The 20,981-nt window shown below is 67.0% G+C and carries 27 protein-coding genes and 1 tRNA gene; 10 read left to right on the forward strand and 18 right to left on the reverse strand.

From position 1 onward, the window contains the following. Positions 1 to 181 precede the first annotated feature (181 nt). Positions 182 to 255, reverse strand: a tRNA-Arg gene (locus tag AM590_RS18170). Positions 256 to 298: 43 nt separating this feature from the next. Continuing rightward, on the reverse strand, positions 299 to 676 hold the full coding sequence (locus AM590_RS18175) for a YccF domain-containing protein (RefSeq protein WP_058568370.1): 378 nt from the start codon (positions 674 to 676) through the stop codon (positions 299 to 301). A gap of 137 nt (positions 677 to 813) precedes the next feature. On the opposite strand from AM590_RS18175, the gene AM590_RS18180 reads away from it, so the two are divergent. Together AM590_RS18180 and AM590_RS18185 are read left to right on the forward strand one after the other, a co-directional pair. Further along, positions 814 to 1,383, forward strand: a complete 570-nt coding sequence (locus AM590_RS18180; protein WP_058828709.1) for an AAA family ATPase — start codon at positions 814 to 816, stop codon at positions 1,381 to 1,383. Between the two features lie 2 nt (positions 1,384 to 1,385). Beyond that, complete coding sequence (locus AM590_RS18185) at positions 1,386 to 1,802, forward strand: RNA-binding domain-containing protein (RefSeq protein WP_058828728.1); 417 nt, start codon at positions 1,386 to 1,388, stop codon at positions 1,800 to 1,802. Between the two features lie 42 nt (positions 1,803 to 1,844). Here AM590_RS18185 and AM590_RS18190 read toward each other — a convergent pair whose 3' ends face one another. The 4 genes from AM590_RS18190 to AM590_RS18205 all read right to left on the reverse strand — a co-directional run bounded on the left by AM590_RS18190 (position 1,845) and on the right by AM590_RS18205 (position 5,604). Next, the gene (locus tag AM590_RS18190; protein WP_058828710.1) at positions 1,845 to 2,864 is read right to left on the reverse strand and encodes a hypothetical protein; all 1,020 of its coding nucleotides are present in this window, start codon (positions 2,862 to 2,864) and stop codon (positions 1,845 to 1,847) included. Positions 2,865 to 2,943: 79 nt separating this feature from the next. Next, entirely contained in the window at positions 2,944 to 3,504 is a 561-nt protein-coding gene (locus AM590_RS18195; RefSeq protein WP_058828711.1) for a magnesium transporter, read from the reverse strand. Beyond that, positions 3,505 to 4,086, reverse strand: a complete 582-nt coding sequence (locus AM590_RS18200) for a magnesium transporter (protein ID WP_058828712.1) — start codon at positions 4,084 to 4,086, stop codon at positions 3,505 to 3,507. It abuts the gene before it with no gap. A 123-nt stretch (positions 4,087 to 4,209) separates the two neighbouring features. Further along, a complete protein-coding gene (locus tag AM590_RS18205; RefSeq protein ID WP_058828713.1) occupies positions 4,210 to 5,604 on the reverse strand; it encodes a signal recognition particle protein Srp54 in 1,395 nt (464 codons plus the stop codon). A 90-nt stretch (positions 5,605 to 5,694) separates the two neighbouring features. On the opposite strand from AM590_RS18205, the gene AM590_RS18210 reads away from it, so the two are divergent. Both AM590_RS18210 and AM590_RS18215 read left to right on the forward strand, forming a co-directional pair. After that, the gene (locus AM590_RS18210; RefSeq protein WP_058828714.1) at positions 5,695 to 6,711 is read left to right on the forward strand and encodes a D-2-hydroxyacid dehydrogenase; all 1,017 of its coding nucleotides are present in this window, start codon (positions 5,695 to 5,697) and stop codon (positions 6,709 to 6,711) included. A gap of 33 nt (positions 6,712 to 6,744) precedes the next feature. After that, positions 6,745 to 7,362, forward strand: a complete 618-nt coding sequence (locus AM590_RS18215) for a LysE family translocator (protein ID WP_058828715.1) — start codon at positions 6,745 to 6,747, stop codon at positions 7,360 to 7,362. 36 nt (positions 7,363 to 7,398) lie between these two features. Here AM590_RS18215 and ftsY read toward each other — a convergent pair whose 3' ends face one another. From ftsY to AM590_RS18245, 6 genes are all read right to left on the reverse strand, one after another. Beyond that, the gene (ftsY, locus tag AM590_RS18220; RefSeq protein ID WP_058828716.1) at positions 7,399 to 8,757 is read right to left on the reverse strand and encodes a signal recognition particle-docking protein FtsY; all 1,359 of its coding nucleotides are present in this window, start codon (positions 8,755 to 8,757) and stop codon (positions 7,399 to 7,401) included. A 26-nt stretch (positions 8,758 to 8,783) separates the two neighbouring features. After that, positions 8,784 to 9,254: a prefoldin subunit alpha gene (pfdA, locus tag AM590_RS18225; protein WP_058828717.1), complete on the reverse strand. Its 471-nt coding sequence runs from the start codon at positions 9,252 to 9,254 to the stop codon at positions 8,784 to 8,786. Then, the gene (gene rpl18a, locus AM590_RS18230) at positions 9,254 to 9,430 is read right to left on the reverse strand and encodes a 50S ribosomal protein L18Ae (RefSeq protein WP_004973929.1); all 177 of its coding nucleotides are present in this window, start codon (positions 9,428 to 9,430) and stop codon (positions 9,254 to 9,256) included. Before rpl18a ends, pfdA begins: the two co-directional genes overlap by 1 nt. 81 nt (positions 9,431 to 9,511) lie before the next feature. Continuing rightward, positions 9,512 to 10,177, reverse strand: coding sequence for a translation initiation factor IF-6 (locus AM590_RS18235; protein WP_058828718.1), 666 nt, complete (start codon positions 10,175 to 10,177; stop codon positions 9,512 to 9,514). Positions 10,178 to 10,180: 3 nt separating this feature from the next. Then, a complete protein-coding gene (locus AM590_RS18240; RefSeq protein ID WP_004045216.1) occupies positions 10,181 to 10,459 on the reverse strand; it encodes a 50S ribosomal protein L31e in 279 nt (92 codons plus the stop codon). Between the two features lie 3 nt (positions 10,460 to 10,462). Next, on the reverse strand, positions 10,463 to 10,615 hold the full coding sequence (locus AM590_RS18245; protein WP_004045214.1) for a 50S ribosomal protein L39e: 153 nt from the start codon (positions 10,613 to 10,615) through the stop codon (positions 10,463 to 10,465). A gap of 173 nt (positions 10,616 to 10,788) precedes the next feature. On the opposite strand from AM590_RS18245, the gene AM590_RS18250 reads away from it, so the two are divergent. Next, positions 10,789 to 11,730, forward strand: coding sequence for a DMT family transporter (locus tag AM590_RS18250; RefSeq protein WP_058828719.1), 942 nt, complete (start codon positions 10,789 to 10,791; stop codon positions 11,728 to 11,730). 6 nt (positions 11,731 to 11,736) lie between these two features. Here AM590_RS18250 and thpR read toward each other — a convergent pair whose 3' ends face one another. Beyond that, positions 11,737 to 12,291 (reverse strand): RNA 2',3'-cyclic phosphodiesterase, encoded by a 555-nt coding sequence (gene thpR, locus AM590_RS18255; protein ID WP_058828720.1) that lies wholly within the window; start codon positions 12,289 to 12,291, stop codon positions 11,737 to 11,739. A gap of 26 nt (positions 12,292 to 12,317) precedes the next feature. Beyond that, the gene (locus tag AM590_RS18260; RefSeq protein WP_058828721.1) at positions 12,318 to 12,935 is read right to left on the reverse strand and encodes a histidine phosphatase family protein; all 618 of its coding nucleotides are present in this window, start codon (positions 12,933 to 12,935) and stop codon (positions 12,318 to 12,320) included. Positions 12,936 to 13,026: 91 nt separating this feature from the next. On the opposite strand from AM590_RS18260, the gene AM590_RS18265 reads away from it, so the two are divergent. Further along, a complete protein-coding gene (locus AM590_RS18265; RefSeq protein ID WP_058828722.1) occupies positions 13,027 to 13,767 on the forward strand; it encodes a tetratricopeptide repeat protein in 741 nt (246 codons plus the stop codon). A 1-nt stretch (position 13,768) separates the two neighbouring features. Further along, positions 13,769 to 14,071, forward strand: coding sequence for a DUF424 domain-containing protein (locus tag AM590_RS18270; protein WP_004968868.1), 303 nt, complete (start codon positions 13,769 to 13,771; stop codon positions 14,069 to 14,071). A 37-nt stretch (positions 14,072 to 14,108) separates the two neighbouring features. On the opposite strand, the gene AM590_RS18275 is transcribed toward AM590_RS18270, so the two are convergent. Continuing rightward, positions 14,109 to 15,155 (reverse strand): PAS domain-containing sensor histidine kinase, encoded by a 1,047-nt coding sequence (locus tag AM590_RS18275; RefSeq protein ID WP_058828723.1) that lies wholly within the window; start codon positions 15,153 to 15,155, stop codon positions 14,109 to 14,111. A 217-nt stretch (positions 15,156 to 15,372) separates the two neighbouring features. Between AM590_RS18275 and sufS the strand changes: the two genes are divergently transcribed. From sufS to sufU, 3 genes are all read left to right on the forward strand, one after another. Next, positions 15,373 to 16,647 carry a bifunctional cysteine desulfurase/selenocysteine lyase SufS gene (gene sufS, locus AM590_RS18280; RefSeq protein WP_253246262.1) on the forward strand — a complete coding sequence of 425 codons (1,275 nt, stop codon included), beginning with the start codon at positions 15,373 to 15,375 and terminating at the stop codon, positions 16,645 to 16,647. Between the two features lie 74 nt (positions 16,648 to 16,721). Next, positions 16,722 to 17,309: a mechanosensitive ion channel domain-containing protein gene (locus tag AM590_RS18285; protein ID WP_058828725.1), complete on the forward strand. Its 588-nt coding sequence runs from the start codon at positions 16,722 to 16,724 to the stop codon at positions 17,307 to 17,309. Between the two features lie 72 nt (positions 17,310 to 17,381). Beyond that, positions 17,382 to 17,810, forward strand: coding sequence for a Fe-S cluster assembly sulfur transfer protein SufU (gene sufU / locus AM590_RS18290; RefSeq protein WP_004968864.1), 429 nt, complete (start codon positions 17,382 to 17,384; stop codon positions 17,808 to 17,810). Positions 17,811 to 17,881: 71 nt separating this feature from the next. Here the strand turns inward: sufU and AM590_RS18295 are convergent, their stop codons facing one another. From AM590_RS18295 to radA, 3 genes are all read right to left on the reverse strand, one after another. Next, positions 17,882 to 18,295, reverse strand: a complete 414-nt coding sequence (locus AM590_RS18295) for a DUF1641 domain-containing protein (RefSeq protein WP_058828726.1) — start codon at positions 18,293 to 18,295, stop codon at positions 17,882 to 17,884. Positions 18,296 to 18,305: 10 nt separating this feature from the next. Then, positions 18,306 to 19,451 carry an NAD(P)/FAD-dependent oxidoreductase gene (locus AM590_RS18300; protein WP_058828729.1) on the reverse strand — a complete coding sequence of 382 codons (1,146 nt, stop codon included), beginning with the start codon at positions 19,449 to 19,451 and terminating at the stop codon, positions 18,306 to 18,308. 191 nt (positions 19,452 to 19,642) lie between these two features. Next, on the reverse strand, positions 19,643 to 20,674 hold the full coding sequence (radA, locus tag AM590_RS18305) for a DNA repair and recombination protein RadA (protein WP_058828727.1): 1,032 nt from the start codon (positions 20,672 to 20,674) through the stop codon (positions 19,643 to 19,645). Positions 20,675 to 20,981: the final 307 nt, after the last annotated feature.

Here is a 20,981-nt window from a genome sequence, read left to right on the forward strand (position 1 = left end):
GAGCGCGACGGGATTCGAACCCCAGTCGCAACAAGTTGCTCCTTGATTCGAATCCCGCGCGTGGCGTTCCGACACGCCTCGCTGTCGCTCGCCGACTTACCACAACCGAAAGAGCGCGACGGGATTGAGCAAACGCGAAGCGTTTGCGATGTCCGTCGCGCGAGCGAGGCCTTCGGCCGAGCGAGCGCGACGGGATTCGAACCCGCGACCATCGGATTAGAAGTCCGACGCTCTGTCCGACTGAGCTACGCGCCCTCGATGCCCACAAACCGGCCCTGCAAGAAAAACGAATCGGGTTCTACCCGTCGAACCGATACAGCGACGTGACCGCCGGGAGCCGGTTGAGCATCCAGATGCCGACGGGGAGGCCGACGATGGTGAGCGTGAACAGCACCGCCACGTTCGCCCAGACCCAGCTCAGCCACCAGCCGACGAACACGAAGTAGACGGCGCGGACGATGATTGACCGCTGGCCCCGAGACGAGTCGGGTTCGAGCCGCGATTTCGGCTCCTTCAACGAGAGCACCGTCGGCACGAGATTGATGAGCGCGACGCCGAGCGGGATGCCGATGACGGTCGCGTTCAGGAACCACGCGACGTTGACGACGGCGGGCGTCGCCCACCATCCGACGAAGACGAACCAGATGGCGCGGACGACGAACGAACGCTGAGACATACGCGTAGTACGCGGGGCGAGGCGAAAAGCAGCGGGGTGAAAAAGTGAGACATGTCGGCGACGAGAGAGCGGCGAAACCCGCCACCCGAAGCGACGTGAAGGGAGGCTTTAACAGCGCCAACGCGGTAACACCGGCTATGAGAGTCATCGGGACGGTCGGCCTGCCGGGAAGCGGCAAGGGCGAACTCGCCGAGGTGGCCCGCGAAGCGGGCGTGCCCGTCGTGACGATGGGCGATGTCATCCGCGAGGAGTGTCGCAAGCGCGGCCTCGACCCCGCGACGGACCACGGGAAGATAGCGACCGCGCTCCGCGAGGAGGAGGGCGACGCCGCCATCGCCGCGCGGTCCCTGCCGATGGTCGAAGACTACCTCGAATCGAACGACGTGGTGCTCGTCGACGGCCTCCGGTCGGGCGTCGAACTCGACCGCTTTCGGGAGGCGTTCGGCGACGAGTTCGTCCTCGTGAGCGTCGAAGCGCCGTTCGAGACGCGCGCCGAGCGCCTGCTCGACCGCGACCGCGACGACAGCGACACCGACGTGGAGGCGCTCAAAAAGCGCGAGCGCCGCGAACTCGACTTCGGGATGGGCGACGCGATGGACCGCGCCGACGTGGTCATTCAGAACACCGGCACGCTGGCGGAATACCGCGAGACTATCACGAAACTGTTCGAAGAGGGGCCCGAGGCGGTCGCGGAGGCCGACGCGTGAGCATGATTTACAGCGTCGACGTTCGCATCGAGGTCCCCGTCCGCGACACTGAGGTCACCGACCGCGTCGGCGACGCCGTCGAGAACATCTTCCCCGGCGTCGAACTCGACCACGAACCCGGAACGCTCGTCGGGGAGACTCACGAACTGGAGCGCTTCTCCGAGCGCCTCCACGAGCAGGCCATCCTCGACACCGCCCGCCGCGAGTTCGCGAAGCGCCGCGACGACGACGGCTTTTCGTTCGCGCTGAAAAAACAGGCCGCGTTCAAGGGCGTCGTCAACTTCTCCGTCGGCAACCCCGACGAACTCGGCGACATCGAGGTCCACGTGACCGTCCGCGATCCCTCCGTCGACGAGGTCATCGACTACATCGCGCCGCCGACCGAAGACGGGCGACCGGTCGACCCGAACGACCGCTAAAGGGAGCCGAAACCGAGACTGAGACGGCGTTTTCTCGTCTACTCAGGTGACCAGCAGCGCCACCGCGACGGCGATGAAGACGATTTTTAGCCCCGTGTTGACGGCGATGACCTTCGAGCCAAACTCGGGGCCCCAGATGCCGTACTGGAAGGGGATCGACCGCTTGAACGTCGAGACGGCAAAGGAGATGATGCCGCCGATGAGCATCGTCGCCACGGCCTGTTTCGGCGTGAACGTCTCGCCGATGGCCGGTGCGATGGTCGCCGCACCGGTCGTCGTGTCGAACGCGAAGGCGACGACGACGGGGACGGCCGCGCCCGGCAGGCCGACGAGGTTCGTCAGCGGACTGGCGAGCGCCGCGAACGACTCGAGGTCGGTCGTCCGCAGGAGGAGCGTGACAGCCACGTAGACGACGGCGAGTCGCGGGACGATGCGCCGCAGTTTCTTCCACGTGCTCTGGGCCGCGTCTTCGACCATTTCGCGGAGTGAGTCGTCGGTGTCGGCCGCGTCGCTGGAGTCGCCCGCGTCGTCATCCGAATCGACCGCATCGACCGCGCCGCCCGAGCCGTCGGTCTCGGCGACCGCGACCGGCGTCGTGTTTCGGTCCGAGAGGAGCACCGCGCCGGCGACGACGCCGGTCGCGGTGATTGCGAGCGCGATGGCCGCCCGCGCGCCGACGTACATGAAGCCGACCTCGCGGCCGAGGATGGGGATGAGCACCGGCCAGTAGAACGTGAAGATGTGCTGGACGAAGCCGAAGAACGTGTTGATGGTAACGGCGACGAGGGTCGCTCGGTCGTCGAGGACGCCCGACTCGCGGAACTCCGCGAGCATCCCGTAGCCCGCCGTCGTCGAGGCGGCGGTGGTGACGATGGCCGTCCCCACCTCGTCCGGGAGGTTCGCTGGACTCGTCAGATACCGCGAGAGGCCGGCGATGCGCTCGACGAGGCCGAAGGCGACGACGAGGTTCGCGGCGAAGACGCCCACGGCGATGTAGGCGGCGATGCGCGCGACTCGCGGGAGCACCTCGAACAGCACCGGGAGGACGGCCGACGGCTGCACGACCGACGGTCGGTGCCGAGCGAACTAATCGGCGTCGGTCGGCGCGAGGCGGGAGACGAGAGACGGTTCGAACGTCGGGTCAGACGAGCACCTGCGCCACCCCGAACAGGACGACGACGCCCAGCACGTCGCAGACGTTGGTGACGACGGGGATGACCACGTCGTCGGGGTCGAGGCCGAACCGATAGGCGACGTAGGTCGCCGAGAACGTCACGGCGACCGCGAGGACGGCCAGCGAAATCCCGCTGGACAACGCGATGAGGACGACCTTCTGCAGGCCCAGCGACGTGTCACCGGAGACGAGGAGGGTGGCGACCCACGCGCCCGCGCCGATGACGGGGAAGACCGTCACCGCGAGGGCGACCGTGGCGACGGCGTTGCCCGCGAGTTCGTCGTCGCGGGGCGAAAACGAGAGCGTCCCGAGGTGGAACGATGTGGACAGTCGCGCCGCGAGGACGCTCCCGAGGTTCCCCGCGGTCCCGATGGTGACGGGGACGAGCACGAGCATCGACGGGTAGCGGAGCAGTTGCGCCTCGAAACTCCCGAGAACGAGGCCGCTCCCGAGTTCGACGAGCGTGAGCACGAGCAGCACCGGGAGCATCGCCCGCGTGATGGCGCGGACGGTCCACTCCGTCGGCACTCAGAACACCCCCGCGACGGCGAGGACGGTTCTGACGGCGATGAGTAAAAAGAGGATGCCGAACACGTCGCCGGTGGTCGTCACGACCGGCCCGACGATAGTGTCCGGGTTGCGGCCGCGGCGGTAGCCCGCGAAGACGACGCTGACGACGACGACGGTCAGGACGATGCCAGAGAGCAGGCCGGCGATAATGGCGACGCCGACGAGAATCGGGAGCGGCGCGACCCGACTGCCGAGAAACGTGAGGAGGAAGTACGCCACGACGGCGGCGAACGTGCTCGTGAGCACGCCGTTGGCGAGCGCGGCCGTCGCGGCGGCCCGGAGTCGCTCGTCGCCGCCGGTGACGCGGGGTTCGATGAGCCCCTGGTGGAGCGCGGTGGCGATGCGAGCGCCGAGCGAGCCGTAGACGTTGCCGCGGGTCGCCAAGAGCGCGGGGACGAGCACGAGAAGCCCCGGCACGGCCCGGAGTTCGGCCCGCATCCCGCCGAGGACGACACCGGCGATGAGACCGCCGACGAGGCTGGCCGCGAGCGCGGGCAAGGCTTCCTTGTAGGCCTCGACCGCCACGTCTCGCACGGTCATTGTGGGGTGCGACGGCCCGGAGCGTTAAAAGTCGGCGGTATCCCGGCGAGCCGCGAGAACCGCGCGGTCGCGGAATCGTGGAATCAGAACCGCAGAGAACCGAGAATCGAATGGAATGCGGGGTTAGAACGGCCCCATGCCGCCGAGACCGCCCATGCCGCCACCGCCGCCGCCCTGGTTCTGGAGCTTCTTCATCATCCGCTGCATGTCGCCGTCGCCCATGTTCTGGAACTGCTTGATGGTCTGTTCCATCATGCGGTGCTGTTCGAGCAGTTCCTGTATCGTCTCCTCGTCTTGTCCCGACCCCTGTGCGATGCGCTTGACGCGGGACGCGCCGACCTTTCGCGGGTTCTCCAGTTCCTCTTCGGTCATCGAGTCCATGATGACCTCGAACGCGCGCATCCGGTCTTTCGTCACGTCCATCGCGTCGTCCGGAAGCTGGTCTTTGATGCCGCCGCCGAAGCCCGGAATCATGTCGAGCACCTGGTCGAGCGGGCCCATCTTGTCCATCGCCTCCATCTGCTTTTGCATGTCCTTGAGGGTGAAGTTCCCCTTCATCATCTCCTCGGGGTCCCAGTCCTCGTCTTCGGCCTGGGTCTCGGACATGGCGCGTTCGACGCGCTCGGAGAGCTGTTTCAGGTCGCCCATCCCGAGCAGACGAGAGATGAAGCCGTTCGGTTCGAAGCGTTCGATGTCCTGAACCGTCTCGCCCATGCCGAGGAAGGCGATAGACGAGTCGGTCTCGTTGACGGCGGTCAGCGCGCCGCCACCCTTCGCCGTCCCGTCGAGCTTGGTGATGACGACGCCGCCGATGCCGATGGATTCGTCGAACTGCTGAGCCTGTTCTTTCGCCCCTTGCCCGATTGCCGCGTCGAGGACGAGTAGGTTCAGGTCAGGCTGGACGACGCCCTCTATCTCCTCGATTTCGTCGATGAGGTCGTCTTCGAGCGCGTGGCGACCGGCCGTGTCGACGATGTGCACGTCGGCGTCCTCGGTCGCTTCGAGGCCCTCGCGGGCGATTTGGACCGGGTCGTCGCAGTCGGGGTCACCGTAGAAGTCGACCTCGGCGCGCTCACACATCTGCTTCGCCTGGTCGTACGCGCCGGGGCGGAAGGTGTCGGTCTGGATGACCGCGGGGCGAAGTCCCTTCTTCGAGAACCACCACGCCATCTTGGCGGAGGTGGTCGTCTTCCCCGACCCCTGCAGGCCGGCGAGCATGATCGTCTGCGATTCGAGCGGAATCTCCGTCGACTCGCCGATGAGTTCGACGAGTTCCTCGTAGACGATTTTCAGGACGTGGTCGCGCGCGCTCGTGCCGCCCGGCGGCTCTTCTTCCAGCGCGCGGGTCTTGATAGAGTCCGAGAGGTCCATGACGAGGCTGACGTCGACGTCGGCGGAGAGCAAGGAGCGCTGAATCTCCTTGACGATCTCCTGAACGTCGTCCTCGTCGAGGCGGGACTTCCCACGCAGTTTATCCAGACTGCCGCGGAGGGAACTCCCGAGATTGTCGAGTACCATTGTCCCTTCCTACGCCGTCGCGTCGGTAAAGGCTTTATCCGTCGCGTTCGGGGCCAACACCTATCGGTTCGGCCCCCGACAGCGCACTCGATGACCGCGATTCTCGTCCTCGACCGCCCCACGCACGGTATCCCGGCGTCTGAGTACGCCGACGCCCTCCGCGAGCGCCTGCCCGACGCGACCGTCCGCCACCCGAAGACGACCGCCGAGACGCTCGACGCCGCCCGCGACGCGACCGTCATCACCGGCACGTCGCTCCCCGAGGACGTGCTCGACGCCGCCGACGACCTCCGACTGTTCGCCGGCGCGGCCGCCGGCTACGACCATCTCCCGCTGGAAGCACTCCGCGAGCGCGGCGTCCTCGTCACCAACGCCTCCGGTGTCCACGGCCCCAACATCGCCGAACACGTCCTCGGCTCCCTGCTCATGATTACCCGCCGACTCGACGAGGGAATCCGCCGCCAGCGACGCCGCGAGTGGCGACACTTCCAGTCGTACGGCGAGTTGCACGGCTCGACGGCCACCGTGGTCGGCCTCGGTGCCATCGGACAGGCGGTCGTCGAGCGACTCGACGCGTTCGGCGTCGAGACCATCGGCGTCCGCTACACGCCGGAGAAGGGAGGCCCGACCGACGAGGTGGTCGGCTTCGACGACCTCGAATCGGCGCTCGTCCGCACCGACTTCCTCGTGGTCGCGTGCCCGCTGACCGACGAGACGCGCGACCTCATCGACCGGCGGGCGCTGAGCGCGCTCCCCGAACACGCCGTCCTCGTCAACGTCGCGCGCGGCGGCATCGTCGACACCGACGCCCTCGTCTCGCACCTCCGAAGCAACCGACTTCGCGCCGCCGCGCTCGACGTGACCGACCCGGAGCCATTACCCGAAGACCACCCGCTTTGGGGCTTCGAGAACGTCTACATCACCCCGCACGTCTCCGGTCACACGCCGCACTACTGGACGCGGGTCGCCGACATCCTCGCGGAGAACGTCGAGCGACTGGCGTCTGCGCCGGACGGCGAAACGCCGACGCTCCGCAATCAGGTGGTTCCGAGTCCCGAATCGGGGCCCAGTCCGGACTCGGCGTCGAACCCCGGCGCGAACCCCTGAGCTACTTCCCGCGACGAATCGTAGGCTCGGGCGATGACGACGCTCGCGTTCGGCCTCGATGCCGCGACCTATCTCGCGTTCTGCGGGGCGGCGGTCGCGCTCATCCTCGCGCCCGGCCCCGACACGATGTACGTCCTCGCCCGCGGCCTCGACGGTCGCGGGTCGGGCGTCCAGTCGGCGTTCGGCATCGCCACGGGCGTCCTCTTTCACACGCTCCTCGCGACGGTCGGCGCGGCGGCGCTCTTTCGAACCGTCCCCGAGGCCGCCGCGGCGCTCAAGTACGTCGGTGCGGCGTACCTCGTGTACCTCGGCGTCACCGCCCTCCGGAACGACGAGTTCGACCCCACGGTCGAGACCGACGCCGGGGGGAGTTTTCGTCGGGGTGTCCTCGTCAACGCGCTCAACCCGAAAGTCGCGCTGTTCTTCCTCGCGTTCCTCCCCGGCTTCGCCGGACAGGGCGCGGGAACCGGGATACGGATGGCGAGTCTGGGCGCGACCTACGCCGTCCTCACGGCGCTGTACCTCTCGGTCGTCGCGCTCGGCGCGAACCGACTCGGGTCGAGGCTCGCGGAGACGCGGGTCGCGAGCGCGCTGAACTACGTCGGCGCGGGGACGATGCTGCTGCTCGGAGTCGTGCTCGTACTGGAGTGAGGCGTCCGAAAGAACGGAACGACGGACCGACTACGATTACTCGTCTTCGCCGAGCAGGCGCTCGACCATCTGTTCGGGGTCGAACTTCTCGATGTGGTCGTAGCCCTGTCCCACGCCGAGGAACAGGATTGGCTTGCCCGTCACGTACGCGATTGAGATGGCCGCGCCGCCGTTGGAGTCGGCGTCGGCCTTCGTCAGAATCGCGCCGTCGATGGCGGCCGCGTCGTTGAACTGTCGGGCGCGTTCGACCGCGTCCTGTCCGGCGACGGCCTCGTCCACGAAGAGGGTGAGGTCCGGGCCGACGACGCGGTCTATCTTCTCCAACTGCGCCATCAGGTCGTTGGAAGTGTGGAGCCGACCCGCCGTATCGCCGAGGACGATGTCGATGTCGTGTGCCTCGGCGTACTCGACGCCGTCGTAGATGACGGCCGCCGGGTCACCGCCCTGCTCGTGGGCGATGAGCTTCTTGCCGAGCGCCTCCGCGTGCTCGCGGATCTGCTCGTTCGCGCCGGCGCGGTAGGTGTCGCCGTTGGCGAGCACCGTCGAGTAGCCCTGCTTCTCGAAGTACTTCGCGAGTTTGGCGATGGTCGTCGTCTTCCCGACGCCGTTGATGCCGGTGAAGATGAGCGTGACCGGCTTGTCGGCCTCGGCGATGCGCTGGTCGAAGTCGAACTGCCCGACGCTGATGACCTCGTAGAGCGCGTCGTGGAGCGCCTCGGAGACGAGTTGTCCCGTACTCTGGACCTGCTTTCGCGTCTCGCCGATGAGCTTCTCGCGGATGGTCTCGAGAATCTCCTCTGCGACCTGCATCTCGACGTCGCTCTGGAGGAGCGCCATCTCAAGTTCCCAGAGGGGGTCTTCGAGGTCTTCTTCCTCGATGACGACTTTCCCCGTGGCGAACGCGGCGGCGCGGCGGAGTCGGCCCGGCCCGGACGAGTCGTCGTCTTCCTCCGCCAGCGCCGCTTTCGCGGCGTCGGAGGCGAGCGACTCGCGCGGCTCTGCCTCGTCGGGCGCGGGCTCGGGTTCGTCCGCATCGGCCGCCGGCTCGTCGGCCATCTGCTCGTCAACCGCCGCCGTCGCCGGTTCGGGTTCGGGTTCTCCCTCCGCGGTCGCCGCGGCCTGTTCGGGCGCGGTGTCCGCGTCGGTCGCCGGCTCGGCGTCCGCAGGAACGTCGTCGACCGCGTCGGCTTCGGAATCAGCGTCCGCGTCGCCGACGGAGTCGGCGTCGGAAGGTTCGGACGCCTCGGGTTCGACCGCCGCGTCTGCTGGTGCTGATTCCGCTTCCGCGTCGGCCTCGGTCTCGGCCTCGTCGGCCGCCGCTTCGGCCTTCTCTTCGGCGGTCTCTTCAACGTCGTTACGGAAGCGGTTGAGTTTCTTCTTCAGTCCGTCGAACATCTGAATAGTAGGAGGTGGGGGTTACCTTACTCGTCGTCGCCGTCGCCGCCCTCGCCCTGCATCTGCTGCATCTGCTGCATCTGCTGTTGCTGCATCTGCTGTTGGGCCTGCATCGCCTGCTCTTCGATCTCGTCGCTCTCCTCTTCGAGCTCTTCGATCTGGCCGCGGATGCTCGCGATTTCCTCGTCGAGCGCGTCCTGCTTGCGTCGCAGGGTCTCGATGGCCGTGCTCTGTTCCTGTTCGGCGGCGTAGCTCGCGCCGAGAGAGACAACGATCTCGTCGATGTCCTGGACTTCGGCGCGGAGATACGCGTCGCCGCCGAGGGGGACCTGCACCGTCGAGCCCGTCTCGAGCGTCTCGATGGCCTCGACAGCCTCGTCGATCTCGTCTTTCTCGTCGTTCAGGTCCGAAACCTCGCCTTCGAGGGATTCGATTTCCTCGTCGAGGGCCTGCAGTTCCTGGGAGAGCTGCTGAAGTTGCTGCTGACCGCCACCCATCATGCTGCGGACACCTCGTTGAGCTCGACCTTCGTGCGCTTGATTCCGTGCTCGCTCCCGATGAGCGAAAAGGCGCGTTCCTGTGCGACGTTCTCGTTCGGTGCTTCCACAGTCTTCGTGAACTCGTGGACGACGCCACGGCTCGTGAAGCTGCCCGCGATAATGAACTGGCTCATGCACGTCGGTCGGGTGGCGAGCGGGAAAGGTCTTCCTACTCGGAGCGAAACTGAAGCGAGAAACGGGGGGACGCGAGGCCCTCAGTCGATGTAGTCGAGGGCGTCTTCGATGCGACCCAGTTCGGGGCCGGTCGTGTCCTCGCCGACGATGTACCCTTCCTCGTTGGCAACGAGACCGGAGCCGACGAGCGGTCCACCGTAGTTGATGGTGCCGATGTCGGCGCGAACGTCGAGGAGCGCTTCGAGCGCTTCGAGTTCGGGTTCGCGCGACTTCGGATGGCAGAGGACGCCGCGGTTGTTGGCGACGGCCGCCATCCCGACGGTTCGAACGTCGGCGAGGTCGCCGCGTTCGACGGGGACCTCGAGGGCCTCCTCGACGGCCGAGACGGCCTCGTCGGAGAGGTCCGCGTGGACGTACGCGCCGTAGTCGTTCGCGAGAACGACGTTGCCGGCGGCGTTGATGCGACCGGGAAGCTCGTAGACCGGGAGGTCCACGGCGTCGGTGAGGGCCTCCTTCTCGCGGGACGTCGCGCGGCTCGACACGAGAAGTCCGTTCTCGTTACCCGTCGCTAACGCACCGACCGTGCCCGACCCGCCGACGGTCGTCTTGACCAGCGGCACGTCGAGTTCTTCGGCCATCTGCTCGGCGAGCGAGTCCTCGGCGTCCGGGCGGACCAACAGCGCGTCGTCGGTCGCGCGAGCGAAGACGCCGATGTAGGACGAACCGGCGAAGGAGGCGCGAAGCACCGTTTACTCGGCCGGTTCGGCTTCGACGACCGACTCGCCGTCCTCGTCGAAACGCGCGGCGCGGACGCGGAACTTGCTCGGCGGGCTCTGCCGACCGTGCGCCCAGATGTCCTCGTTGATCTGCGTGTCGAGACGCACGTTCTCGGCGTCGACCTTGAAGTGCTTCGCGAGGTGCTCGCGGATGAGCGTCATCGAGCGGCCCGCGCGTTCGTGTGCCGGAACCGCCTGCACGTCTCGGAGCGGGACGGTGACGACGCGCTCCTCGAAGTCGTTTGCGCTCATTGCTTACTCGTCCGTGTTGCTTCGCCGCCAGTTGCGACGCTTGGGGTTTCGCGTGACTTCCATGTCCGTCTTGAGCATGACCCACGCGGGGACACGACTGTTCTGGCGCTCGAGCTTCGCCAGACGCTTCTTCTTAGACTTCGACTTCTTACCCATAGTGGGCTGTACTTTCCATCCTCCGCATAAAATCTTGTTCCTTCGCGTTTCAGGCGTGTGAGGGGCGTCCGCACGCCCGAATCGGCGAGAACCCGGTGTTCTCCCGGGGGCGACGGCGCGGACGGGCGACCGAACCGACTCATTCAGTACCGTCGGCGCGAAAGCCGAGGCGAATGAGTCGGGCCAGAACCGCCGTCGCCTTCCTCGCGCTCTCCGCCGTCTGGGGGAGCGCCTTCCTCGCCACCGACATCGCCCTCCGGACCGTCCCGCCGGCGTTCCTCGGCGCGGTCCGCTTCGACGTGGCCGCGCTCCTGTTGTTCGCCGTCGCCGTCGCCCGCGGCGACCGGGTCATTCCCGCCGTCCGCGACGAGTGGCGGCCGATTCTCGCCGGCGGCGCGTTCAGCATCGGCGCGCACCACGCCCTCCTGTTTTCGGGGCAGGTGTACGTCCCCGGCTCCGTGGCCTCGGTCCTCCTCGGCATCATCCCGCTCGCAACGCCGACGCTCACCCGCCTGACGGCTACCCACGAGCGACTCTCGGCGCACCGAATCGTCGGGCTCGTCCTCGGCTTTCTCGGCCTCGTCGTCATCGCCAACCCGGACCCCGGAAATCTACTGTCGTCGAATCTCGTCGGCGCGGTGCTCGTGTTCGGGTCAGCCATCGCCTTCGCCCTCGGCGCGGTACTGACCCACGACAGCGAGACGGAGATGTCGCTGCTCTCCGTGCAGGCGTGGATGATGCTCGTCGGCGCGGTGACGCTCCACGTCACGAGCGTCGCCCTGCCGTGGGAGTCCGCCGCCGACGCGGCGTGGACCCAGACGACGCTCGTCGCCACCGGCTACCTCGCGGTCGTCGCCGGCGCGGGCGGCTTCCTGCTGTACTTCTGGCTCCTCGACCGGGTCGGCCCGATCGAGGTGAGCCTGCTCGAGTACGTCATCCCGCTTTTCGCCGCCCTCGCCGACTGGACCGTCCTCGGGCGCGTGCCGACGCGCGCAACCGTCGCCGGTTTCGCGCTCATCTTCGCGGGCTTCCTGCTGTTCAAACGCGAGGTGATTCGGGGCGAACTCCGGCGTATCGTTGACCGCCGTCGCGGGCGGCGACCGACCGACGACTGACGCGCCTCACAGCGAGAACCGCGTCACCGTCTCGTACTCGGGGCCGTCGAGACCGAGTTCGCTCTTCTTCAGCCGAACCTCGCGCACTCGAAACGACCCGACCGTCGGCGACTCGCCCTCGACGGCGCGCCGCACGAGGTCCTTCCCGCGGGCGTCGTCCATGCGGGCGAGCGTGACGTGCGGCGTGAAGTCGTGTTCTTCGGGGTCGAAGCCGATTGCCGTCGTCTCGCGCTCGATAGCTTCGTGTAGTCGCGTCAACTCGGCCGCGCCGTCGTCGACGCCGACCCAGACGACTCGAATGTAGTCCAGCGAAGGGAAGACGCCGAGTCCGCCGACTGAGGCGTCGAAGGGGCCGACCCCCGCATCGTCGACGGCCGACTCGACCGCGTCTTCCACCTCGGCGACGCGGTCCGGCGACACCTCACCGAGGAACTTCAGAGTGACGTGCGCGCCCTCGGGGTCCGTGAATCGAAGCCCGTCAGCGTCCGAAAGCCGGTCCTGTACCGCGGCGACGCCCGCCGCGAGCGAGTCTGGGAGGTCGACGGCGAGAAAGCAACGCATGGCAGCTAGTTGACTCGAATCGGACGTTAACGTTCCGCCGGGTCGCGGTTGGCGTCGCCCGCGCGGTCGTCCTCATCGGGCGTCCACGTCCGGGCGATGCTGAACGCCTCGCCGTCCACGAACGTCACCTCGTACACGTCGGGCATCGTCAGGCCCGACCAGAACTCGTGGCCGTAGCGCGGGTCGTACGCGTTGAACACGAGCGCCATGAGCGTGCCGTGGGTGCCGACGACGACGTGGCGGTCGGGGTAGGCCTCGACGAGTCGGTCCACGGCGGCGACGCCGCGGGCCTGCGCCTCGGCGTGGGACTCGCCGCCGGGATGCGACGCGTTCGGGTTCGCCCAGAGGTGTTCGACGGCCTGTTCGAAGTCGTCGACGTGCGACCCCGCGAGTTCGCGCTCTCTGAGGTCTTCGTCGACGATGAGCGGGGCGTCCGCCGCGTCGGCGACGCCCTCGACCGTGGCGCGGGCGCGCTCGTGGGGGCTGGTAGCGACCACGTCCGCGAGGTCGGCCAGGCGGGCGGTGACGCGCGCGGCGTCGCGGCGGCCACGGCGAGAGAGCCCGCGGGTTCGCTCGGCGTCGGGAACGTACGGGGAGTGGGCGTGCCGGACGAACGACACGACCGTCGTCGGGGGCGCGGACATTCGCAGACGCTCGCCCGCGGGAGGCTAAAAAGCGGTCGGTGTCGTCCCGCTGACGCAGCGTTTAACCGCCGTGACGCCCAAGCGCGGCTATATGACCGACGACGGCAAGCGACCCCACCGCTTCTCAGAGGGGCAGGGGTTCGACGAGGACTACTCCGACTTCTCGCTCGACCCGCCCGAACTCTCGGTGGACCCGACGAAGGTCGACCCGGTCGACTCGCGTGTCCTGACCGACATCCTCGACCAGCGGAACATCGACCCCGAGGACGTCGACATCGAGAAACTGCTCGACGTGGCGCTCTCGTACATGCAGATAAACCGCTTCGAGGAGGCCACGGGGGCGTTCGAGCGCGTCGCTCGGTTCGCCGGCGACGACGAGGACATCGCCCAGGAGGCGTGGGTCAACAAGGGCGCGGCGCACGGCCAACTCGAAGAGTGGGACGAGGCCATCGGCTCCTACCGAGAGGCGCTCAAACTCGACGACGACAGCGAGCACGCCGCGACGGCCCACACCAATCTCGCGTACGCGCTGTGGGAGGCCGGCCAGACGGCCGACGCGCTCGACCACGCGGAGCGCGCTGTCGAACTCGACCCGCGCTTCCCGCAGGCGTGGTACAACCGCGGCTTCTTCCTCCACGAGCGCGGCCTCAACGAGGACGCCGTCAACGCCTTCGACAACGCAATTCGCCTCGGAATGCGAACGCCCGGCGTCCACGAGGAGAAGGCGCGCGCGCTCGAGGAACTCGGCCGCGACGAGGAAGCAGAACAGGCCCAGCAGCAGGCCGACGACCTCCGCGAGCAGGCCGAAGCGGAGCTCGTCGAGGAGTACTAGGATGCTCCTCCGCGAGCGGGAGACCCCCGAGGGGCTCCTCGTCTCGGTCTGCGACCCCGACTGCATCGGCGAGACCTACACCGACGACGGCGTCTCGCTGGACGTGACGGAGGACTTCTACGGCGGCGACGAGGCCGAGACCGCCGACGAAGACGCCGTTGTGGACAGCCTCACCCGCGCGACCGTCGCCAACATCGTCGGCGAGGAGTCCGTCTCGGTGGCCATCGACGCCGGCCTCGTGGACGAAGAGACCGTCCTCGAAGTCGGCGGCACGCTCCACGCGCAACTGCTCTGGCTCCGCTGAGCCGCCGTCGAAAGCTATTTTTCCGGACCTCTGGCCACTACGCCGACCGCTCGACGCCCGTCACCTCGAAGCGAGCGCCGCCGTCCCCGGATTCGGTGGCGGCGATGTCCCAGTTGTGTGCGTGAACGGCCTGCGCGACGATTGACAGACCGAGACCCGTCCCCTCCTCGCCCGTGGAGTAGCCGGCCTCGAACACCTCGTCGCGCGTCTCCGCGGGGATGCCGACGCCGTCGTCCTCGACGTAGAACCCCGGAGCGTCGCCGTCGCCGCCGAGCACACCGACCGTGACGGTCAGGCCGTCGTCGCTCGCGCCGTGCTCCACCGAATTCCGAAACAGGTTCTCGAACACGTGTCCCAGTAGGTTCGGGTCCGCCCGGAACTCGAACGAATCGGCGACGACGAGCTCGGCCGAGCCGGTCTCGACGTGCTCCCACGCGGCCGCCGCGCGCGTTTCGAGGTCGACGGTCGAGAGTTCCTCGACCGTGTCGTGACGGGCCAACACCAGGGCGTCGGTGATGATGTCGTCCATCCGGTCGAGCGCGCCCGCGACCTGTTCGAGTCCGTCGGCGTCGACCGCCTCGTCGAGGAGCGATTCGACGTAGCCCACGGCGACCGAAAGCGGGTTGCGGAGGTCGTGCGAGAGCATCCGCGCGAGGTTCTGGAGGCGTTCGGCCTTCTCTTCGGCCTCCAGTTCCGCGCGCTTCCGGTCGGTGATGTCGAGGTGCGCGATCTGGACGTACGTCTCGCCGTCGTCGGTGAAGCGAGTCGCGCGCATCGTGAACCAGAGGCGCTCGTCGGGCGTTTCGCAGGGGTACTCGAAGGAGAACTCGTCTCGCTCGCCGTCGATGACGGCGCGGATACCCTCGCTGGCCATCGTCGCGTCGTCGGTGGTGCTGAGGTCGCAGACGCCGAGGTAGTTCATGCCGACCGAGCTGCTGTCGCCCTGGTAGCCGTTTTCGTTGCCGAACTCCCGCCACGCGCGATTCGTGTAGACGATGACGCCGTCCTCGTCCAGAATCGCGAGCTGCGTCGGGAGCGCGTCGAGGCTCGAAAACGCAAGCGAGGAAGAGGTGGCGTTCGACATTAGCTGGTAAACGGACGTGAGCTACTTGATTCGTTTGGGTGGGGAGCCGACACGTCCCCGTCGCGTCGCGGTCGCTGTCGTCTCGTCGCCGTCGCGGTCGCTGTCGCGTCACCGCCACCGGCCACTGTTGCCGGCTGACGAAACCAAAATAGGTTGCAGCACCGCGTGCGGACCGAAGACGTGTTGTGCCTACGGGGGTAACCCATACCCAATGAGAGTGCAGGAGTCGTACCCCGTCGACGTCGACGCCATCCGCGCGGATTTCCCCATCCTCCAGCGGAAGGTCGGCGGCGACATCTCGACGCCGGGTGAGCACGACGACGACGACACGCCGCTCGTCTACCTCGACAACGCCGCGACGAGTCACACGCCGGAGCAGGTCGTCGACGCCATCGTCGACTACTACCACGGCTACAACTCGAACGTCCACCGCGGCATCCACCACCTGAGTCAGGAGGCCTCGGTCGCCTACGAGAACGCCCACGACCGCGTCGCGGAGTTCATCGGCGCGTCCGGCGGCCGCGAGGAGGTCGTCTTCACGAAGAACACCACCGAGTCGATGAACCTCGTCGCCTACGCGTGGGGCCTCAACGAACTCGGGCCGGGCGACTCGGTCGTCATGACCGAGATGGAACACCACGCCTCGCTGGTCACGTGGCAGCAGATCGCCAAGAAGACCGGCGCTGAAGTGCGCTACATCCGCGTCAACGACGACGGCCGCCTCGACATGGAGCACGCGAAGGAACTCATCGACGACTCCACGAAGATGGTCTCGGTCGTCCACGTCTCGAACACCCTCGGAACCGTCAACCCGGTCGCCGAACTCGCAGACATGGCCCACGAGGTCGGAGCCTACGCCTTCGTCGACGGCGCGCAGTCGGTCCCGACCCGCCCCGTCGACGTGGAGGCCATCGACGCCGACTTCTTCGCCTTCTCGGGCCACAAGATGTGCGGCCCGACCGGCATCGGCGCGCTCTACGGCAAGCGCGACATCCTCGAGGAGATGCAGCCGTACCTCTACGGCGGCGAGATGATTCGGAGCGTCACTTACGAGGACTCCACGTGGGAAGACCTCCCGTGGAAGTTCGAGGCCGGCACGCCGCCCATCGCGCAGGGCGTCGGCTTCGCCGCGGCCGTCGACTACCTCGACGACATCGGGATGGAGAACGTCCAAGCCCACGAGGAACTGCTCGCGGCGTACGCCTACGACCGTCTCACGGAGTTCGACGACATCGAGATTTACGGCCCGCCGGGCGACGACCGCGGCGGCCTCGTCGCGTTCAACCTCGACAGCGTCCACGCCCACGACCTCTCCAGTATCCTCAACGAGCAGGGCGTCGCCATCCGTGCCGGTGACCACTGTACCCAGCCGCTCCACGACAAACTCGGCGCGGCGGCCTCGACGCGAGCGTCGTTCTACATCTACAACACGCGGGAGGAAGTCGACGCGCTAATCGACGCTATCGACACCGCCCGCGAACTGTTCGCCTGAATACGGCCGCGTTCCCGTTTTCGCGACTATCCCGCCCCCAATACATTTGTTCCGCTGACACGTCGTCGGAGCGTATGCTTCAGTCGCTGACCAGTTTTCTCGTCGAGACGCTCCGGGAGACCGTCGCGGAGTTCGGGACCGCGGTGCAGGACGCTGCGCCGAAGGTGCTCACCGCGGTCGTCTTCCTCGCGCTCGCCTACGTCGGCATCAGGCTGATACTGCTCGTCGTCCGGGGCGTGCTCGACGGACTATACCCCGAAGAACAGGACCTCGTGGTCGAGCTCGGCGTCGCCGTCGCGGGCGTGTTCCTCTGGTTCGGCGCGGCGCTCGCGCTGTTGAACATCGTCGGGATGACCGAGATTGCCGCGAGTCTCGGTACCGCGACCGGCTTCATCGCGCTGGGCGTCTCCTACGCGCTGTCGAACATGATAGCCGACACGGTGGCGGGCGTCTACCTGCTTCGGGACCCCGATTTCAACCCCGGCGACCGGGTGAAATCGGACCCGGTGACGGGGACGGTCAGCTCCATCGAACTCCGCAAGACGCGCTTCGAGAATGACGAGGGCGACACCGTCGTCGTGGCGAACCGCGACGTCGAAAAGAAGTGGACGAAGTACGACGCGGTGGCGACCGAAGACGCGTCGGCGGCCGACGCGACGTAAGCGGTGAATTCGGCCGATTCGCCGGCCCCGGAATCCTTTTACGGCGCTCGGGCGTAGCCCCGACGAACACCAATGGGCATTGGCTCAGACATGTATCGTCAGCAGATAATGGACCACTACAAGAACCCCCGGAACCACGGTCGGCTGGAATCGCCGACGTTCACCCACACCGGGGAGAACCCCTCCTGCGGCGATACGATTACGATGGACGTGCAGCTCGCCGACGACGGCGAGACCATAGAGCGCGTCGCGTTCTCCGGCGATGGCTGTGCCATCAGTCAGGCGTCCGCGAGCATGCTCACCCAGCGACTGCCGGGCACGACGCTCTCGGAACTGGAAGCGATGGACACCGACGACATCACCGAGATGCTCGGCGTCGACATCTCGCCGATGCGCATCAAGTGCGCCGTCCTCGCGCGACAGGTCGCACAGGACGGCGCGAAGATTCACGACGGCGAGATAGAAATCGAGCAGACGAAGACCGAAGACGGCGACGACTGAGCCGGATTCGGCCGGCAGCGCCCGCGACAACCCGTCGAACCGTCGACCCGTCGAACCGAGCGCGAGTCAGGCTATTTTGCTTCCGTCCCCGCGCCGAGCGCCGCCGCCAGCGCGACGAGGTAGCCGAGTCCCGCCTTAACCTCGGGGTCACGGGTGGCGCGCAGGAGACCGACCGCGCCCACGGGCGCCGCCTCCGCCTCCTCCGCGTCGCCGACGGCGCGAAGCAGGCGCTTCATCCCGGCGACGGTGTCGGGGTCCGAAGCGTCGTCGGCGACCTCGGCGAGCGAGGTGCCGGTCCGGGCGAGCGACCGGACCATCTCGTCGTCGAGCGCGTCGACGCCGAGTTCGAGCACGTCGATGAGGTCGTTGACGAGACCGAGTCGTTCGACGAGGAGGGCGACCTCCTCGGGGTTGTTCTCGATGGCCCGCACGAGTTCGTCGGGCACCGGCTGTTCGGTCGTCGTGGTTGATTCGTGGTCCTGCATTGGTCTCACCTCAGAGCATCCCCCTGGCGGTCAGCCAGTACGATTCGTTGTAGGCGTGTTTGGCCCAGTGGATGGGCTTCGACGGCTGGCGCATCGTCGCGGGCGTCTCGTAGTCGAACGAGACGAACGACGCCTCGTCGAGGCCGGTCTCGACGAAACAGACGGTCTTGCCGTCGTACCGCTTCGTCGGCGTGCGACCCCGGACTGCCGCGGCGATTCGCTCCGCGACCGTGAACGCCTGGAAGTGCGCCGCGCTCCCGGCTTTCGGGATGGGCAGCGCCGCCGTGTCGCCGATGGCGTACACGTCCTCGGCGGCGGTCGCGCGGAGGGTCCGCTGGTCGACGTCGACCCAGCCGGCGTCGCCGAGGCCGGAGTCAATGATGAGTTCATCCCCGCGGTGCGGCGGGATGCCGACGAGCAGGTCGTAGTCTACTTCCGCGCCGTTCTTCGCCGAGACGACCCGTCCGTCCGGGTCGATGGCGTCGACGACGAAGTCGGTCTCGACGCGGACCCCCCGCTCGGCCAGAATCGGGTCGGCCCACTCGGCGACCTCGGGCTTCCCGTGGCTCCGTGCCATCGGGTACGTGTAGACGAGGTCAGTGTCCTCGCGCAGACCCCGGCTCCGGAGCCAGTCGTCCACGATGAACGTGAATTCGAGCGGCGCGGCCGGGCACATGTGGGGCGTCCCGACGACGCTCAACACGAGGCGACCGCCGTCGAACTCCGCGAGCGCGTCGCGGAGCCGTTCGGCCCCCTCGGCGCTGTAGAAGTGGTGTGCGCCCTCCCGGAAGCCGGGAACCGCGTCGGGGTCGAGCTTCGCGCCGGTCGCGAGGACGAGCGTGTCGTAGTCGAGCACCTCGTCGCCGTCCTGACAGTAGAGGCGCTTTTCGTCGGTGTCGACCCGGCGGACGCGGTTAGTGACGATATTCACCCGCTCGTCGACGAGGTCCCGCAGGTCGCGGACGCCGTCTTCCGGCTCCGCGACTCCGAACGGGACGTACAAGAACACCGGCTTGTAGACATGTTTCGTGTCGTCGGAGACCAGCGACACCTCCACGTCGCCGTCGTCTATCTCCGACGCGAGTTCCTCGGCGAGACGGTTCGAAACCACCGTCCCACCCGTGCCACCGCCAACAACTACGATTCGGTTCGTCATGGAGTTCACCTACCTAAACGGTGGGCCGCCGACGGGATAGTATTGCAAGCTATTTCCAACATTATGAGAACCAAGCGACGGCGCGGCCGCTCGGAGCGACGAGGGAAGGGGAGGATGTGGGGTGCGACGGAGGTGTGGGGGAACGGGGGTACTGGAGTCGTGTGAAATCGGCCGAGCGGCCGAGCGCTGGCTTACTCGGGCTTGAGACCGGCGTCCTGCACGCGCATGATGGCCTCGCCGTCGGCGAGGTTCGGCGCGTCAACGAGACGGACGATACGCTTGTCGCCCTTGGACTTGCGGAGGTAGATGCGGAACGTCGAGGTGTGGCCGAGGATGTTGCCACCGATGGGCTGGGTCGGGTCGCCGAAGTAGGAGTCGGGGTTCGACGCGACCTGGTTGGTGACGAGGATGCCCGTGTTGAACAGGTCGCCGATGCGCATCAGGTCGTGGAGGTGCTTGTTGAGCTTCTGCTGGCGTTCTGCGAGTTCGCCGCGGCCGACGTACTCGGCGCGGAAGTGGGCGGTGAGCGAGTCCACACAGAGGAGGCGGACCGGCCACTCGGTGTCCTCGTGCTCGCCGGCGAGTTCCTTGGCCTTCTCGGCGAGGAGAATCTGGTGGTTGGAGTTGAACGCCTTGGCGACGTGAATCTTGTCGAGGACGTCGTCGACGAGTGCCTGCATGGTCTCTTCGTCGTCGACGGAGCCTTCGATTTCGCGGTCTTCGAGCGTCGCTTCGAGCGCCTCGTCTTCGAGGCCGCGGACCATGTCGTCGATACGCTCGGGACGGAACGTGTCTTCGGAGTCGATGAAGATACACCCGCCGCCGAGACCACCCTGTTCGGGCGGGAGCTGGACGTTGACGGCCAGTTGGTGCGTGATCTGGGACTTCCCGGCACCGAACTCGCCGTACACCTCGGTGATGGACTGCGTTTCGAGGCCGCCACCGAGGAGTTCGTCCACTTCGTCGATCTGCCAGCTCAGCTTGCCGATCTGCTGGCGTCGTTCGAGGACCATCGAACCGGTCTCGAAGCCGCCCACGTCGGCCGCGTCGCGGGCCGCGTTGATGATGTCCGAGGCCGTGCTGGAGCCGATGTCGGCCTTGTTCGATAGCTCGCCGGGGCTGGCGACTGCGATGGACTGATAGCTGTCGTAGCCGGTGTCGGTGAGTTTGTCGGCTGTCGCCGGGCCGACGCCGGGGAGACTTTCGAGGTCGTCTTCTGCCATACCCAGTCGTTCCGCCTATACCCTCATAAACCCTCGTTAACAGCAAGGTGAAAGTAAAAACGAGGGACGAGGAGGGGTCGATGACGAGCGTCTGACGGAGTTTCAAGTTAGAAGTCGAGACGTTCGGTGGTGACGAAAGGAATCAAGTCAGGTCAGGTTAGGTTAGCCTGATTGGATATGTAGAATCTGACAGAATCAGCGCACAACATACAGAAGGTGTGAGGGTGTCATAGAAGAGTTCTCACACCGTGATCACGGTACTTCCCGGATTGTCTCCACGTTCGTAGTTGGTGATTGCGACGACGAG

Source organism: Haloferax sp. Q22 (assembly GCF_001482285.1).
In the GTDB taxonomy this organism is placed as follows: domain Archaea; phylum Halobacteriota; class Halobacteria; order Halobacteriales; family Haloferacaceae; genus Haloferax.